The sequence below is a fragment of the Pseudomonas sp. GW821-FHT04C07 genome, assembly GCF_059420325.1.
The window spans coordinates 419,366-434,252 of the sequence record NZ_JBWKTM010000002.1 but is presented as its reverse complement, the minus strand read 5'-3'; the positions used below and the strand labels follow the sequence as shown (position 1 = coordinate 434,252).

General features: G+C 58.2%; 17 protein-coding genes and 1 pseudogene. 10 read left to right on the top strand and 8 right to left on the bottom strand.

The window, feature by feature from the left end:
* Nucleotides 1-112: 112 nt before the first annotated feature.
* Complete coding sequence (locus tag AC07UI_RS05520; RefSeq protein ID WP_494991537.1) at nt 113-769, bottom strand: DUF2931 family protein; 657 nt, start codon at nt 767-769, stop codon at nt 113-115.
* A gap of 2 nt (nt 770-771) precedes the next feature.
* On the bottom strand, nt 772-2,391 hold the full coding sequence (locus AC07UI_RS05515) for a T6SS phospholipase effector Tle1-like catalytic domain-containing protein (protein ID WP_494991536.1): 1,620 nt from the start codon (nt 2,389-2,391) through the stop codon (nt 772-774).
* Nucleotides 2,392-3,067: 676 nt separating this feature from the next.
* Here AC07UI_RS05515 and AC07UI_RS05510 point away from each other — a divergent pair.
* The gene (locus tag AC07UI_RS05510) at nt 3,068-3,358 is read left to right on the top strand and encodes a DUF3077 domain-containing protein (RefSeq protein WP_494991535.1); all 291 of its coding nucleotides are present in this window, start codon (nt 3,068-3,070) and stop codon (nt 3,356-3,358) included.
* 130 nt (nt 3,359-3,488) lie between these two features.
* Entirely contained in the window at nt 3,489-3,959 is a 471-nt protein-coding gene (locus tag AC07UI_RS05505; protein ID WP_494991534.1) for an LEA/WHy family protein, read from the top strand.
* 5 nt (nt 3,960-3,964) lie between these two features.
* Here the strand turns inward: AC07UI_RS05505 and AC07UI_RS05500 are convergent, their stop codons facing one another.
* On the bottom strand, nt 3,965-5,488 hold the full coding sequence (locus AC07UI_RS05500; RefSeq protein WP_494991533.1) for an MFS transporter: 1,524 nt from the start codon (nt 5,486-5,488) through the stop codon (nt 3,965-3,967).
* 130 nt (nt 5,489-5,618) lie between these two features.
* Between AC07UI_RS05500 and AC07UI_RS05495 the strand changes: the two genes are divergently transcribed.
* Nucleotides 5,619-6,515, top strand: a complete 897-nt coding sequence (locus AC07UI_RS05495; protein WP_494991532.1) for a LysR family transcriptional regulator — start codon at nt 5,619-5,621, stop codon at nt 6,513-6,515.
* A 54-nt stretch (nt 6,516-6,569) separates the two neighbouring features.
* The gene (locus AC07UI_RS05490) at nt 6,570-7,115 is read left to right on the top strand and encodes a GNAT family N-acetyltransferase (protein WP_494991531.1); all 546 of its coding nucleotides are present in this window, start codon (nt 6,570-6,572) and stop codon (nt 7,113-7,115) included.
* On the opposite strand, the gene AC07UI_RS05485 is transcribed toward AC07UI_RS05490, so the two are convergent.
* Entirely contained in the window at nt 7,108-8,028 is a 921-nt protein-coding gene (locus tag AC07UI_RS05485; protein ID WP_494991530.1) for a carbon-nitrogen hydrolase family protein, read from the bottom strand. The genes AC07UI_RS05490 and AC07UI_RS05485 overlap by 8 nt on opposite strands.
* 85 nt (nt 8,029-8,113) lie before the next feature.
* Between AC07UI_RS05485 and AC07UI_RS05480 the strand changes: the two genes are divergently transcribed.
* Entirely contained in the window at nt 8,114-9,022 is a 909-nt protein-coding gene (locus tag AC07UI_RS05480; RefSeq protein ID WP_494991529.1) for a LysR family transcriptional regulator, read from the top strand.
* Nucleotides 9,023-9,095: 73 nt separating this feature from the next.
* Here the strand turns inward: AC07UI_RS05480 and AC07UI_RS05475 are convergent, their stop codons facing one another.
* A complete protein-coding gene (locus AC07UI_RS05475; RefSeq protein WP_494991528.1) occupies nt 9,096-9,347 on the bottom strand; it encodes a hypothetical protein in 252 nt (83 codons plus the stop codon).
* A 165-nt stretch (nt 9,348-9,512) separates the two neighbouring features.
* On the opposite strand from AC07UI_RS05475, the gene AC07UI_RS05470 reads away from it, so the two are divergent.
* Complete coding sequence (locus AC07UI_RS05470; RefSeq protein WP_494991527.1) at nt 9,513-9,830, top strand: ElaB/YgaM/YqjD family protein; 318 nt, start codon at nt 9,513-9,515, stop codon at nt 9,828-9,830.
* Between the two features lie 46 nt (nt 9,831-9,876).
* Here the strand turns inward: AC07UI_RS05470 and AC07UI_RS05465 are convergent, their stop codons facing one another.
* Entirely contained in the window at nt 9,877-10,914 is a 1,038-nt protein-coding gene (locus tag AC07UI_RS05465; protein WP_494991526.1) for an Ldh family oxidoreductase, read from the bottom strand.
* A gap of 290 nt (nt 10,915-11,204) precedes the next feature.
* Here AC07UI_RS05465 and AC07UI_RS05460 point away from each other — a divergent pair.
* Nucleotides 11,205-11,705: pseudogene (locus AC07UI_RS05460) on the top strand (FecR/PupR family sigma factor regulator); the annotation flags it as partial.
* 134 nt (nt 11,706-11,839) lie between these two features.
* Nucleotides 11,840-12,220, top strand: coding sequence for a fe2+ zn2+ uptake regulation protein (locus AC07UI_RS05455; RefSeq protein WP_494991525.1), 381 nt, complete (start codon nt 11,840-11,842; stop codon nt 12,218-12,220).
* A gap of 17 nt (nt 12,221-12,237) precedes the next feature.
* Here the strand turns inward: AC07UI_RS05455 and AC07UI_RS05450 are convergent, their stop codons facing one another.
* On the bottom strand, nt 12,238-12,426 hold the full coding sequence (locus AC07UI_RS05450; protein WP_494991524.1) for a hypothetical protein: 189 nt from the start codon (nt 12,424-12,426) through the stop codon (nt 12,238-12,240).
* 44 nt (nt 12,427-12,470) lie between these two features.
* Between AC07UI_RS05450 and AC07UI_RS05445 the strand changes: the two genes are divergently transcribed.
* Nucleotides 12,471-12,722: a hypothetical protein gene (locus AC07UI_RS05445; RefSeq protein ID WP_494991523.1), complete on the top strand. Its 252-nt coding sequence runs from the start codon at nt 12,471-12,473 to the stop codon at nt 12,720-12,722.
* 46 nt (nt 12,723-12,768) lie between these two features.
* Here the strand turns inward: AC07UI_RS05445 and AC07UI_RS05440 are convergent, their stop codons facing one another.
* Nucleotides 12,769-13,689: a LysR family transcriptional regulator gene (locus tag AC07UI_RS05440; protein ID WP_494991522.1), complete on the bottom strand. Its 921-nt coding sequence runs from the start codon at nt 13,687-13,689 to the stop codon at nt 12,769-12,771.
* 121 nt (nt 13,690-13,810) lie between these two features.
* On the opposite strand from AC07UI_RS05440, the gene AC07UI_RS05435 reads away from it, so the two are divergent.
* The gene (locus tag AC07UI_RS05435) at nt 13,811-14,806 is read left to right on the top strand and encodes an aldo/keto reductase (protein WP_494991521.1); all 996 of its coding nucleotides are present in this window, start codon (nt 13,811-13,813) and stop codon (nt 14,804-14,806) included.
* The last annotated feature ends 81 nt before the right edge of the window (nt 14,807-14,887 follow it).

Genomic DNA, 14,887 nt, shown 5'->3' with positions numbered 1-14,887 from the left:
GGGGATTTTCGCGTGGGGCTGGCATGAGGTTGCGTCAGCATTGCTCGGGCCTGTTGTGGAAATCCCACTGTCAGTGGGATCCAGCTTCGAGTTGATATCAAAGGAGTTTCCATCACCAACTTCCGTAAGGGATGCCGAAGCGTTCGATGTAGCGCTTGGAGGCGGCTTTGATGCTGACGTAATACCCTTCGTACATCCCTTGATCCGGCCCCAATGGCTCGATGCCGACCACAGCGCGGTCGGCTTTGTTGGCGTGGAAGCAGTCGTCTTGCACCCAGACCTGAATGATTCCGCCGGGGGCCAGGCCCAGACTCAAGGCCGCACTAGGGTTTGCACTGTATTCGGGGTACTTGTGGCAGCGCTGCGCTGTGGAGTCGCGCATGATCTGCCGGGTTTCCTCCGAGATATCGATCCAGCCGCTGTAGGTTTTTCGCTCGACAATCGACTGCCAGCGCACATAGATGCGCTTGGGCAGGTCGGCGCCGACAACCGGCATCCCTGAACCGCCGACTCCATCCCAGCCGCGGGCTACTTCAGAGTCAAATTGTTCTCCCAGCGTCTGTGCTGCAGCGCCGGCAGCAACGTCGCGAAACAGCCGGCCTTGAATATCTTCGACTGAGGAAGTTTCCACCCACACGGTCATATGGGCCGGTTCGGTAAAACCGATGTACCACCAGCGGCTCTTGTAATCATTTTTGGCGGAGAGCGGGTCCAGTGTCTGGCAACCGCTCAGAGATAACAGCGCTAGAAGGAATAAAAAGCGTTTCATGGTTACAGCATCCATTCCGGTACATGAGGGTGTTGCACCCGCACGGCGTCCGCCGTCGGAGCGTTGACATAGATCAGCTCGAGCTTGCTGGTGCGCGGTCCGGCGAGCAGGCCCGGCGTCCAGTGGGCAGACCTATGGATGTAGCGGTGCCTGAGCAGCTTCTCTTCGGCGGGCGTCATGCTGTAGTCGCCCGAGATAAAACGGTCGCATAGCGTTTGCAGTTCAGAAGGCGGACGTAACCCCGGTCTTTCATTGATCTCTTCAAACTGCACACCGTGCTTTTTCGCCGCCTCGTACATCACCCGCAAATACACCTTCGCCAATCCGGCGCTAACCTTACGCTGCAGCAATAAGCCGACAAAAACCCTTTTGTGTTTCGGGGCCATACGGTCCTGTGAGTCGGCCGGTAGTAGTTCGGGTTCGGGGGTGACAAGCCTCAACATGTCCAGGGGCCAGCCTTTGGCGTGCCATGTGGCTTGCGCTTGTTGGGCGTCGCGGTAGATCGAGGTGGTTTTCACATCGGTGTGCACAGGCACGTCCAACGCTTGCAGCGGGATGAGCATTACCCGTTCTTCGGCCTCGTCCCGGTAGCCGCCGCCGAGGTCCGAATGGGCTCCGGGCAGGCTGATTTCCGTGTGGTCAGGGCCCAAACGGTTCAGGGCGAAGTTGGCACGGTGTTCGTCCCGCGCCACCAGATGCAGCACATGGCGAAAGAACTTCGGGTGCAGATGCAGCTTGACCCCCGGCGCGGCCGGGCTGCGCACATAACCCAGGTTGCTCCAGCCGCCCACCGAGGCCACGGTGTCGAACAGCCCGATAAACCCGGTGTGCACGCTTTCGCCATAGATTTTGCTGAAACCGTTGGCGAAGTTTTTTTTGGGCAAGGCCAGGGTTTCGTGCAAGGGACTGCCGATTCTCGCCATCGTCAGGTAAGCGAAGTGCCGCGCTGCGGCGGCGCCGCGGCTGAAGCCGAATATGTCGAAGATAAGGGAGTGGATCTGGAGCTCGGGATTTTCATCATGGAAACGCCAAATTTGTTTATTGACCTCACGAAACGCTTGAAACACCCGGGCCTCGATACCCGTCTCACCCCGACCCAAAGCCGAGCCCAGCAAGCTGTCTTGCTCGCCTGCCGTGGTACCGATTCCCTCAACGTAAACTTTCTTGAACGCCAGCTTTTGCGTTTTGATATCGCGGGTACTTCGGGAATCTAGGTACAGGTCATGCAGCCTTTTCACACTCGTCACCTCATTCCCATAACTCCCGCTCGGATCCTGCATGTACGGCTTGCAACTCCCACCCAGATCCTGCGGGGCGATCGGATGATGAGCGCCACAACGCTGGCCCAGCTCCACGTTGAACGGGTTGTTGCCCGTGCCATCGAAAAACACGCCGATGCGCAAGGTGACGGTGACTTGTCGGCGTTGTTCTTCGGCCTCTTTCTCTTCCCATCGACGATTGCATTCGTCTTCATGGGCCTGTTGTCGGGCCAGCATGGCTGCGTTCTGCTGTTGCACCGTCTCGGCGCAGAAGGCTCTTTCCTTGGTTCGTTCCGCCCGTTGTGTTGCCTGCGCCTGATCACGGCACACGGCGCAATGGTATCCATCGACTTCATTTTTCATTCGGCATCCTTTGTTCAGTCGACCCATCCTTGGGCCGGAAGCCCAATGGCAGGCTTCAAGCTAAAAATGCGCCCCAAACGGTAAGGCCGGATGCCAGTTGCGGATTGATAGTCTGTGGGAAGTGCGCTGAATTCGCTGCACTTGGAGCTGACAGAAAAAACGCACTCTAAAACGAGATTTGGCATAAGCCTCGGCGGGAGATGCCAAAGGTTTCCGGTCTTATCGCAGGCCTTCGGCAGTGACTACAGGGGATGTGTCGGGTTGAGATTTTTCCGGTGTTATTTTGAGTTGCAGTCCCCCGACCTCCCCCGCTATCCTTCGGCGGTCGTTGCACATTCAGCGACCGGGCTTGGCGGCCTGAGTTAATCAAGGCGCGACAGCGCCTCCCACACACATTGCAGGCGCTTTTTTTTGCGCCCGCATATCTGCGTTATGGCGGGTTGCGTGGGAGAACCTTCGGGTTCGCCGGTTCCTTGATTCCCGGTCCGCCAATCCTGCGCAATCCGCCACCCTCATCTGCTTGGCGGCAGACGGTGGTGGTTCCCCTAGAATCGAGGAGCCAGACCATGTACAGCATAAATCCGTCCAAAATCCGCATTTGCGCTTACCGCACTACACCCTCGGCCACGTTTCAAACCTCCCCCCTGCGCCACCTCCAGACCCTCGGAGGTGCCCAATGACCGATCACCAAGACCTCAAAACCATCGGCCTCACGCCGCTCTCCATCCATTCGGATCAGGCGCTGTTCCGGGTCAACAGTGGCGTGTCGATCCGAGAGGCGCTGTCGCACGTGTCCGACTTGCTCCATGTCGCGAAGATGCTGGCAGAAGATGCCGCGATGGAACGAAATACCGACCGTTATGCCTGGGCGTCGCACTATTTGCAGGAGATGAGTAAGGCGGTGATCGATGATGTGGTGAAAGTGCTAACGCCCAAACCTGTACCCGTTGCGAAGGAGAAGATGTGAGGATGGAATATCGATCCAGCTCACTGTCGGCGCGTTCTGCGCTATCTTGCTGAACATGCGGTGAACCGTTAGAGAGGCTCGAGGGCCCAGCCACTGGCGGTTCGGCCCTTTTCTTTTCGAGATCACGTCCATGCGCAGATTCTTCGGTTTATCCCTCGCCCTGCTCCTGCTCACCTTGAGCGCCTGCGCCCAGTTCCCCAGCCGGGATCCGCTGAACATCAACGTGGTGGGCATCGAACCGCTGCAGAGCCAGGGTCTGGAAGTACGATTCGCGGTGAAACTTCGTCTGCAAAACCCCAACGAAACGCCGATCGACTACAACGGTGTGGCCCTGAATCTTGAGGTCAACGGGCGGCCACTGGCCAGTGGCGTGAGCGATCAACACGGCTCGATCCCGCGTTTCTCCGAAGCGATCCTGACGGTGCCGGTGAGCATCTCGGCATTCTCAGTGTTGCGTCAAACGCTGGGACTGAGCCAGACCCAAAGCCTGGACAACCTGCCTTACGTGCTGCACGGAAAACTCGCGGGGGGTGTGTTCGGCACCATGCGTTTCGTTGACCGAGGCAATCTCAGCCTGCCAGGCTCGACCGCAGTCTGGTGAGCCCGTCATGTTTTGCGCGGTTCACGTAAAGCCACAAACACCACCAATGCCGAGACGATAGTAATCCCGATCAGCACATACAGCAGTTGGCTGAAGGCGTTGGCATACAACAGCAACAACGCCTCACGACTGAGGTGCGGCAACAGCGCTGCACTGGCTTGCAGGTTGCCGTTGGCCAACTGTTGCGCCGCGAGGGAAATGTGTTCTGAGTCCGCAACTGCGTCGCTGATCGAAACCTTGAGTAATCCGGCCAATACAGCGATCACCAGCGCCAACGCAATGCCCTCCCCGGCGACCCGGGTCGTACTGAAAATTCCGGTGGCCATGCCAGCGCGCTCCTTGAGTACCACACTCACCGACAACCCGTCCATCAAGCCCCACGGCATGCCTGCACCCAACCCGATCACCAACATCGGCAGCACATATTCTGCCGGGGGCTGTCCTGGCGCGACGCAACTGAGCCCATACAAACCGGCTGCGGCGATCAGTAATCCGACACCCGAAACCACCCCGGCGTTAATCCAGCGGGTCAGCAGCGCCGCGAGAAACGGCACAACAACCATGGGCGCAGACAAAGCGATCATCATCAAGCCGGCGTCGACCTCGCTGTAGCCTTCGACACCGATAAAGCGTATCGGTAGCAGAATTAACAGCACTACGAAGCAGTAACAGGTGGCAATCGGCAGCACTTGAACGCCGACAAAACGCGGGTAACGAAACAACGACAAATCAAGCATCGGCCGCGAGACCCGCAGCTCCACCGCGACAAACCCCAGCAACGACGCCAGCGCTCCCAGTAGCAGACCCAACACCAGCCCACTGCTCCAGCCACTTTCCGGCGCCTGCAAAATCCCCCAGGTAAACAGCACCAGCGCTGCGGTAAAACTCAGGGTGCCCGGCCAATCGACGCCAGCGGCGTCAGGGTCGCGAGACTCGTGCATCCGTGGCACACCAAACAGCAACGACATACCACCGATAAGCGTCGCGGACAAAAAAATAGCGCGCCAACCGAAGTGCTCAATTAACACTCCGGCCAGAATCGGGCCGAAGGCCAGGCCGACGCCAAACGTCGTGCCCAGCAGACTGAAGGCCCGGGTTCGCACCACACCGTCGAACTCCTGCGCCAGTGCAGCCGAACCGCCGGCCAGCGCGGCGGCTCCGGCAAGTCCCTGGACGGCCCTCAGTAGATCGAGCCAAAGCACCGAAGGTGCAAACGCCAACGCAAGAGATGTCACGGCGAATAGCGCGATGCCAATACCGAATACTCGCTTGCGACCGTATTCATCAGCCAGCGTCCCGGCAGCCATCAGCGCGCTGCCGAAACTCAGCATGAAGGCATTGGTCATCCAGCTCAGGGCTAAGGCACTGCCACCCAGCTCACGACCAATTGCCGGAGTGGCGACGGCGACCCCGACAAACGTCAGCGGCAATATCAACGCCGCCAGGCAAACCGCCGCCAACACCACGTAGGGATCGCGGGTGCTGGACGGGAAATCTACAGTGTTGGAAATATCGACTTCGCGGCTCATTTGCACCTCAGGTGTCTGTGGCCGACAACGCGGCATTCAAGTCGATTCGATGGTAGATTCGCTTCAATCAGCGATAAATAGGGCGAACGTCCCTATTTAAAGGACTAAAACGCTCGAATCGAGACTAACTTTGGACAATTTGAATGGCTTGCTTGCCTTCGTCCGCGCGGCGCAAATGCGCAGCTTTGTCGCCGCTGGAGAGCGATTGGGGATTTCCGCTTCGGCGGTCGGAAAAAGCGTGGCGCGGCTTGAAGAAAAACTCGGCGTACGACTGCTCAACCGCAGCACCCGACGTATTAGCCTGACCGACGAGGGCACGCTGTTTTTCGAGCGATGCCAACGCATCGTCAGCGAAGTCGAGGAGGCGCAAGCGGAACTCGCACGAATCACCGACAAACCCCGGGGCAAGTTGCGCGTCAGCCTGCCTGCCGTCGGCTATCGCATGCTGCTGCCGATCCTCCCCGAGTTCGCCGAACGCTACCCGGACATCGAGCTGGACCTGGACTTCAATGACCGGCTGATCGATGTCATCGCCGAAGGTGTCGATGCGGTGATTCGTAGCGGCGAGTTGATGGATTCTCAGCTCAAGTCGCGCACGCTAGGACCGTTTCGCTTCGTGCTGATCAGCGCTCCCCACTACTTTGCTCGTCATGGCACACCCACGACGCCGAGGGAACTGGAGCAGCACGCTTGCTTGCGTTACAAATTTCCAGGCACCGCCCAGTTGCAGGAATGGAAACTGCGCAGTGCAGCCGATGAACCACCGTTGCTACTCAGAAGCGCGCTGATCAGCAATAACCTGGAAGCGCTGATCTTCGCCGCGACCCAAGGGCTGGGTATCGCCTTTATCCCGGATTTTGTGGTCCGCGAAGCATTGGCCGACGGCACGTTGGTCTCGGTGCTGGATGACTACCAGACCGACAGCGGAAAATTCTCGATTCTGTGGCCGAGCAGTCGACACCTGCTGCCAAAACTGCGAGTGTTTGTCGACTTTCTGGCCGAGCGGCTGGTATTGGGAAAACCCTGAACTCTGAACCGTGAAAGCCGTTTTATCGCACACTCCAAGGAGGAAACCTCGCACATGGAACCCGTCCCGATCCTGTACACCGAACGGCTGATTCTGCGCCCGCTGGAGCTGGCCGACGCCGAAGCCATTCAGCAGCAGTTCCCGCACTGGGAAGTGGTGCGTTATCTCAATGCCATGGTCCCATGGCCTTATCCTGCGGACGGAGCACTTCGCTATTTGCAAAGCATGGCCCTGCCAGCAATTGCCCGATGCGAAGAATGGCACTGGTCGATCCGCTTGAAGTCGGCACCGAATCAACTGATTGGCAATGTCAGCCTGATGGACGAGCCAGGCAACAATCGTGGCTTCTGGCTTGCACCACAATGGCAAGGTCAGGGGCTGATGAGTGAAGCCAGCGCGGCGGTGACCCAATACTGGTTCGAAACCCTCGGTCGCGCGCTGATGCGAGTGCCCAAGGCCTCGCCGAATCTGGCCTCACGGCGTATCTCCGAGCGCGACGGTATGCGCCTGATCAACACCGAAGAAAGCAACTTCGTCAGCGGGCGCTTCCCGTGCGATACCTGGGAAATCACCCGCGAAGAATGGCAACGCCTCAGATAAACCGCACGCCCGGTTTGGCCCGCTCATCCACGGTCAATTCGAACACGTCCGGGCGTGCATAGTGCCCGACCACGTCGTAGTCGTAACGAGCGCGGACCAATTGATCCGTGTCGATTTCAGCGCTCAGCAGACCGGCGCCGCCCAATAGCGGCCCGGCAAGAATATCGCCCATGGGACCTACGATCACGCTGCCGCCGGCGATCAACGGGCGCTCGGCCGGCCAGTTGGCGATATCCAGGCCCAAGGCTTGCGGTGAGTCCTGAACCTGACAGGCGCTGACCACAAAGCAGCGCCCTTCGTGAGCGATATGACGCATGCTGACCTGCCACATCTCCCGCTCATCCACCGTCGGTGCACACCAGACCTCCACGCCTTTGGCGTACATCGCGGTACGCAGCAGCGGCATCATGTTTTCCCAGCACACCGCCGCGCCGATTCGCCCGACCTTGCTGTCGATCACCGGCAATGTCGAGCCGTCGCCCTTGCCCCAGATCAGCCGCTCGGTACCGGTAGGCATCAGTTTGCGATGCCTGGCCACCAGGCCGTCCTGGGGCTCGAAATACAGCACGGTGCAATACAGCGTGCTACCAGAGCGTTCGATGACTCCCAGCACCAGACTGGCGCCTGTACGCGTGGATAATCCAGCCAAGGCTTCGGTTTCAACACCGGGAACGTCGATCGCGTTGGCGAAATAGCGGGCAAAAGCCTCTCGGCCTTCCGGCAAGCGATAGCCCAATTGCGTTCCAAAACTTTCGCCTTTTGGATAACCCCCAAGCAAGGCTTCAGGCATGACCACCAGGCTCGCACCGGATTCGACGATGGCACTTTCGTAAGAGAGGATCTGTTCCAGTGTCTCGCCCTTGCCGCCGGGCAACGAACCGATTTGCAGTGCAGCAACGATGGACTTGGGCATCGCGGTAACTCCATGAGCAATGAGGTGTTGCTCATTCTCCCGCCACGATCGACTATGAATAAAGTCCATTTCAATGCTGAATGATATGAACCAAATGAATATCACCGACATCGACCTCAACCTGCTCAAAGCTTTCGAAGCGTTGCATGACGAGTCCAGCGCCAGCCGGGCGGCGTTACGTCTGGGGGTTACACAATCGGCCATGAGTGCGGCGTTGCGCCGGCTGCGAGACGTGTATGGCGATCAACTATTCGTTCGCACGGGTCGCGGACTGGCACCGACGCTTCGCGCCAACCAACTGAAACCGGTGATCAGTGAAGCACTGAACAAGTGTCGGCAAAGCCTGGCGATGGTCGACCCTCATGTCAGCCACTACGAAGGTCGCTCGGTCGCCATCGGTTTATCGGATGACTTCGAAATTGCCTACGGTCGGCGGCTGATCGAGGAGATTGCACAACGCGCGCCGAAACTGCGGCTGATCTTTCGTCAAACCCACAGTCAGATTGTTGCCCATGCATTGATGGAGCGCAGTATCGACCTGGCAATCACCGCCGGTGGTTTTGCCGAGCGCATGCTCAGCCGCCAGGTGCTCGGTGAAGGAAGCTATCTGTGCCTGGTGGACCCGGCCAGCCTGGCCGACGGGCAGCATGAAATCAGCCTCGAGGAGTTTGTCACCCGCGAGCATATCCTGGTGTCTTCGGGTGGTTTTATCGGGATCACCGATGAGGGGTTGGCGGGATTGGGACTGAGCCGACAAGTCTGCGCCTCGACCACCCACTTCGCGGCGTTGCCTTATCTGCTCAATGGTAGCCAGGCCGTAGCGACCATCCCGGCCCACGCAGCGCAGAGCATTGCGACGCTCACCGGGCTGACGCTGTTGCCCTGCCCTCTGACGCTGCCACGCTACCCGATCGAACTGGGCTGGCGCACCAGTACTCAGCTCGATCCGGTGGTGCTAAAAGTACGGGAAGCAATAGTGGCGTGCTTTTTGTAGGAGCTGCCGCAGGCTGCGATCTTTTGGGGGTAACCCTGTGCTCAGCTGGCTACACACTGACAAGAAAGCCCGGTTACTTCGCCGCCATCAACCGATTGACTTCACTGCGCACCATGTTGGCGAATTCCGGCGGAGACATGAGATCCAGCTCCGAGCGCACCCATTCCGCCCATTTGCCCTTACGCTTGGCGCGCTCGCCGAACAAGCGTGCGCCCTCGCCTTTGGCTTTACCCAGATTGCTCTGCCAAAGGTCGAACAGACGGGACTTTTCATCTTCAAGCGCAGCGCGCTCGGCAAGGGGCTGGTTAGCCAGATTGAAGCTCATGGGAGTTACCTGCTGCGTAAAATTGGCAACATCTTACACTGTAGGAAGAAATGTCTTTGCCTGGATTTCTTGTCGACTTTCGGCTCAGGCACAAAATAGCTGCAACTTTTACACGTGCAGCTGACTCCATGGTTCACTACCCACTCACCTGCAAGGAGTATCTCGATGGCCCGGAAAAACGCCGCGCAAATGGCTGACGAACAAATCAAGGATCAAGCTTTCAGCGAGCTGCGGGCGCTGATCGAAGAGTCGGAAAAATTACTCAAAAGCAGTGCCTCGCTGGTGGGCGAGGAAGGCGAAAGCCTGCGCGAACAAGTCGCGTTGAAACTCAAGCAGGCACTGAACGCCGTATCGAGCGTACGTGAGCGCAGCAAGCCGGTGGTCGATGCCACGCAAATCTACATAGGCGGGCATCCTTGGCAGACTGTGGCGATCTCAGCCGGTTTTGGTCTGGTGCTCGGCTTGTTAGTGGGCCGTCGTTAATACGTCAGTTCACAAGGCGAGCCGTGGCCAGCTCGCCTTTTTCACATCAAAGTCCTGCCAACTCGCGCAGCTGCGTCAACTCTGCGCTGGCAATCCGAATCCCTTCTTCGCCAGCCTTCGCTCGCTCACGATGACGACGGTCGCCCGGTAAACGCTTGAGCCCTACCCCGTGCATCTGCCGCACCAATTCCTGACTGCGCTCGGCGAAACTCTGCCCGGCCGCTTTGCTGGGGTCGATCACGATGATCAACTGACCGGTCCAAGGGGTTTTCGCCCCAGGGTGATTAGACCAATCGAACTCGAACGAGAAGTTTCCACCGGTCAAGGCCGCGGCCAGCAGTTCGACCATCATTGATAGCGCCGACCCCTTGTGACCGCCAAACGGCAACAGCGCACCGCCTTCGAGAATCGCCTTCGGGTCCTGGGTCGGCTGGCCCAGGCTGTCCACCCCCATGCCGGCTGGCAGGCGCTCGCCCTTGCGCGCAGCGATCTGTACATCACCGTGGGCAATGGCGCTGGTGGCCAGATCGAAGACAATCGGATCACCGTCGGCCCTCGGTGCGGCAAAGGCAATCGGGTTGGTGCCAAACAGCGGGCGATCGGCGCCATGGGGCACGACGCAGGTCATGCTGTTTACCACGCTTAATGCCACCAGCCCTTCATAAGCGAAGGGTTCGACATCCGGCCAGAGTGCCGCAAAGTGATGAGAATTGCGTATCGCCAACACTGCGATCCCGGCGCTTCGGGCTTTCTCGACCAGAAGCGCCCGAGCCGCCGCCAGGGCCGGCTGAGCAAAGCCGTTGGCCGCGTCGACCCTGACAAAACCTGATGCCACGTCTTCAACGACAGGCACTGCCTTGCCATCGACCCAGCCGCTCGCCAGCGTCGATACATAACCGGGGATACGGAATACGCCGTGACTGTGGGCACCATCGCGCTCGGCGCCCGCGCAGTTCTCGGACAGGACGCGAGCCACTTCGAGGGAAGTACCCTGGCGCAGGAAAATTTTCTCTAACAACGCCACCAACTGAGCATAAGTGATGCGTTCTGACGGGGTTTCGTCAACCAAAGGTGATGCAGACATCTGAAGCTCCAGTTTAATTATTGGAGGGGGCAACAGCGTATGAAATTCCGGCACCCGGATTAAACAACGCTTAGCGAGCGCCCTGTCAACTTTTGTCGCTCGAGCAGACGCTCAAGAGCGCGAGATTTTCTTGATCATTTTCGTACTCCATTGCCGGGCATTGCTGATTGATGTGCTGTTTTTTGGGTATTTTCCGGGACAACAGGTTCCACATTGATATCTATTTGCCATTACCGCCATTCTCGTCGACTGCCCGTGAAGGTTAGAATGCAGGAAATCAGGAAGAGTCAATGAGCGAACAATCCCTCTCAGAAGCCGAATACGATGCCGTTACGGATGCCGCCGCGCATTGGTGCATGCGTTTGCACGCGCATGACTGCACGGCAGCCGAGCGCCTGGCGTTTGAGCAATGGCGAGATATTCATCCATTGCACGCCTTCGAGTACGAGGCAATGCGCAAAATCCGGGATGTCTCGGAGCAACTTCCGCGCACAGAAACGCCACAAATCACTCCCGTTTCAGCGCCACACCACCCATGGCGAGCTTACGGCCTGGCCGCGGCAATCAGTCTGCTGGCGTTGCCGCTGGCGGCATTTACCGGCTGGACCCTGGGCTGGCTACCAGGTTCCTATGAACACTTCCAGGCCGAGAGCCATGTGCGTCACATCACCTTGGCCGATGGCAGCCAGGTCGAACTGAACCTTGGCAGCGAATTGACCTACAGCATCCCGCGCCCGTTGAACGAGCGTTCACTGCCGAGGGTGACGGCGTTGTCGAGTCAGCTATTTTGGGTAGATGACATGCCGGCAACCTGATACCGACAATTTTTCTACATCTGGCGCTTCATGATTTGGCGTACTCGTTCGTCTTAGTAACAGAGAGCACCCATCATTTTCCTGATCAGGCTCTGAAAAGGAGTTTTTGCATGTACAACCAGCAATTGCCAATGGATGGCAACAAAACGCTGCACAGCCCGACACTGGGTGGTGAGACCGATGTATTTGGCAAAAGCGCTGAGCGCCACAACAATGACCGGATCAGGCTGTTGCTCAAAAGCTTCGGCCTGCGCACCAGCCTGATTCGCCTGAAGGTCATCGACGCCTTGTTGACGGCGGCCGAGAACGACCGCTCGCTTGGCGTGCGCGGTGTGCACAGCCATTTGTTGGAGCTGGACATCCCCTTGTCCTTTCTCAGCGTACGCGAGGTGCTCAAGCGCCTGTGCAGCGAAGGTGTGATCACGCTGAATCCGGACAAGAGCTACAGCCTGAATCAACAGGCTATCGCGCTACTGCACGGCAAAGACTGAAACCTTGCAGCCCCGACTCAGGGCTTGACCTTGCGGCGCATGATGCCATTGACCACCACCACGACCACCGCCACGCCAATGGCGATGTACTGGAACATTTTTTCGGTGATCATCCCGGCGTTTTGCATGTAAGAGAGGCCAAACATGATCCCCAGTACCACCAGGGAGATCAGAATCGAATATTTCAAACGTTGCGACTGGGTCATTGCGGGTTCCTGAGCCTGAAAATGTGTATCCGGTTTGTATCCAGATGCATGCCAAGACCCCACCTTTGTGCGGGGATGGGCAGCTACAAACGGGATCTCATGTTACAGCCGATGAAGAGTTTTGGCTTCATCGCGGCTTTAACCATGAGGATTTTGAAATGCTCCGTCGAATCACAATGCTGATTCCCCTGCTGATTATCCTGACCCTGAGCGACTGCCTGTTTTTCCCTCGCGAAGGTGGCTGGCACGAGCACCGCCATTACGATGGTGGCCATGGTTATTATGAACGTCGCTAAAAAGCCTTCAGTGAACCTCTCGACTCCCCCCTTCTCATAACCACGATCATCCTCCCGGGCGCTTGAAACCACTTTGCTCCCGGGAGCACAGCTCAACCAGCCAATCGACAAATACCCGCACCCGCCGGGACAACTGGCGGTGCGGGGGATAGAGCGCAGTCAGTGGCAGCCTTGGCGGCGGTATATCCCTCAGGACCTCGCACAAGCTGCCCTCTCGTAGCTGTCGGTCAACGTGGTAACGAGGCATCTGCACCAGGCCATATCCCGCTTCACAAGCCGCCAGATAACCATCGGCACTGTTGACCGAGACCTGCCTGGGCAAGTCGATCAAGCGCACCTCATCACCCACCTGAAATTCCAGGCCATAGCGCTTGCCCGTGGCGCTGGAAAAATACTCGACCACTTGGTGTCCAGCCAGGTCATCCAGACATTGCGGCCTGCCGTTGCGCTGCAAATACTCGAGGCTGGCACAGGTCACTTGACCTATCAGTGCCAATGGACGGGCCACCAGCGAGTCATCCAGAGACAGCCCGCCACGCAGCACGCAATCGACACCCTCACGAATCAGGTCCACAGGCCGATCGTTCAAGCCGATTTCCAGCTCGATCAACGGATAAAGAGTGGTGAACTCGGGGAGTGCCGGAATCACGATCAAACGACCGATACCGGCAGGCATGTCAACCCGCAACGTGCCGCGTGGGTTGTTGCGAGCGGCAGAAAATACCGCCTCCGCTTCCTCAAGATCCGCCAACAGACGAATGCAGCGCTGGTAATAGGCCGCTCCGTCGAGAGTCGGACTGACCTGCCGCGTTGTGCGTTGCAACAGCTGCACACCCAAGTGCGCCTCCAGCTGCTTGATCAGAATAGTCACTGAGGCGCGAGGCAATTGCAGGCTGTCGGCGGCCTTGGCAAAGCCACCCAATTCAACAATCCGCGTAAACACACGCATGGCGTTAAAACGATCCATTGTTTTGCCCTGCCCGACCATTATTTAGAAATTACAAATAGTGATAGCGGTTTTAGCCGGTTTATCTTGTTTTTGTCGAGGAGAACAATAGCTCCGGTCATCTATAAGGAGCTTCAAACCTATGCACACTCGTCAACTAGGCACAAACGGCCCACAGGTTTCCGCCATCGGTCTTGGCTGCATGGGCATGACCGACTTCTACACCACCGGCACAGATACCCAAGAGGCGATCGCGACCTTGCACCGCGCCCTGGAGCTGGGCATCAACCTGCTGGACACCGCTGACATTTATGGCCCTCACAGCAATGAGGAACTGATCGGCAAGGCGATTCGGGGTAAACGGGATCAGGTATTTCTGGCCAGCAAATTCGGCATCGTCCGCGATACGGCAAACCCGGCCAGCCGTTCGGTCAATGGTCGTCCGGACTACATTCGCACATCGATCGACGGCACCTTGAAACGCCTGGGCGTGGAAACCCTGGATCTGTATTACCAACACCGCATCGACCCCGATGTCGCGATCGAAGAAACCGTGGGTGCCATGGCCGAACTGGTCAACGAAGGCAAGGTGCGCTATCTCGGTTTGAGCGAAGCATCGGCCAACACCCTGGAGCGGGCGCACAAGGTTCATCCCATCAGCGCGCTGCAAAGTGAATACTCACTGTGGAGCCGCGATCAGGAAGATAACGGCTGCCTGGCGACCTGCCAGCGTCTGGGAGTCGCTTTCGTGCCTTACAGCCCGCTCGGTCGGGGTTTTCTGACTGGAGCCCTGAAAAGCCCGGACGACTTCGCCGCCGATGACTACCGGCGCTTCAGCCCACGCTTTCAGGGTGAAAATTTCGCCCGGAACCTGCGGCTGGTGGAGCAAGTGCAGGCCCTGGCCGCCGACAAGGGCGTCACCGCCGGGCAACTGGCACTGGCCTGGGTGTTGGCGCAGGGTGATTACCTGATTCCGATTCCCGGGACCAAGCAGCGCAAATATCTGGAGGAAAACGTCGCGGCATTGGACATCAAGTTGAGCGCTGGCGAGTTGCAGGCCCTGGAAGCGATCTTCCCGGCGGATGCCACCGCAGGTCTGCGTTACCCCGAAGCGGTAATGCAAATGCTCAATAAGTAGTAGCGATGTCCATACGCCCGTTCAATCCCCTTGCGAACGGGCCCGTGGATCTCGAGCCTGACAAATCTGTAATACCCCTAT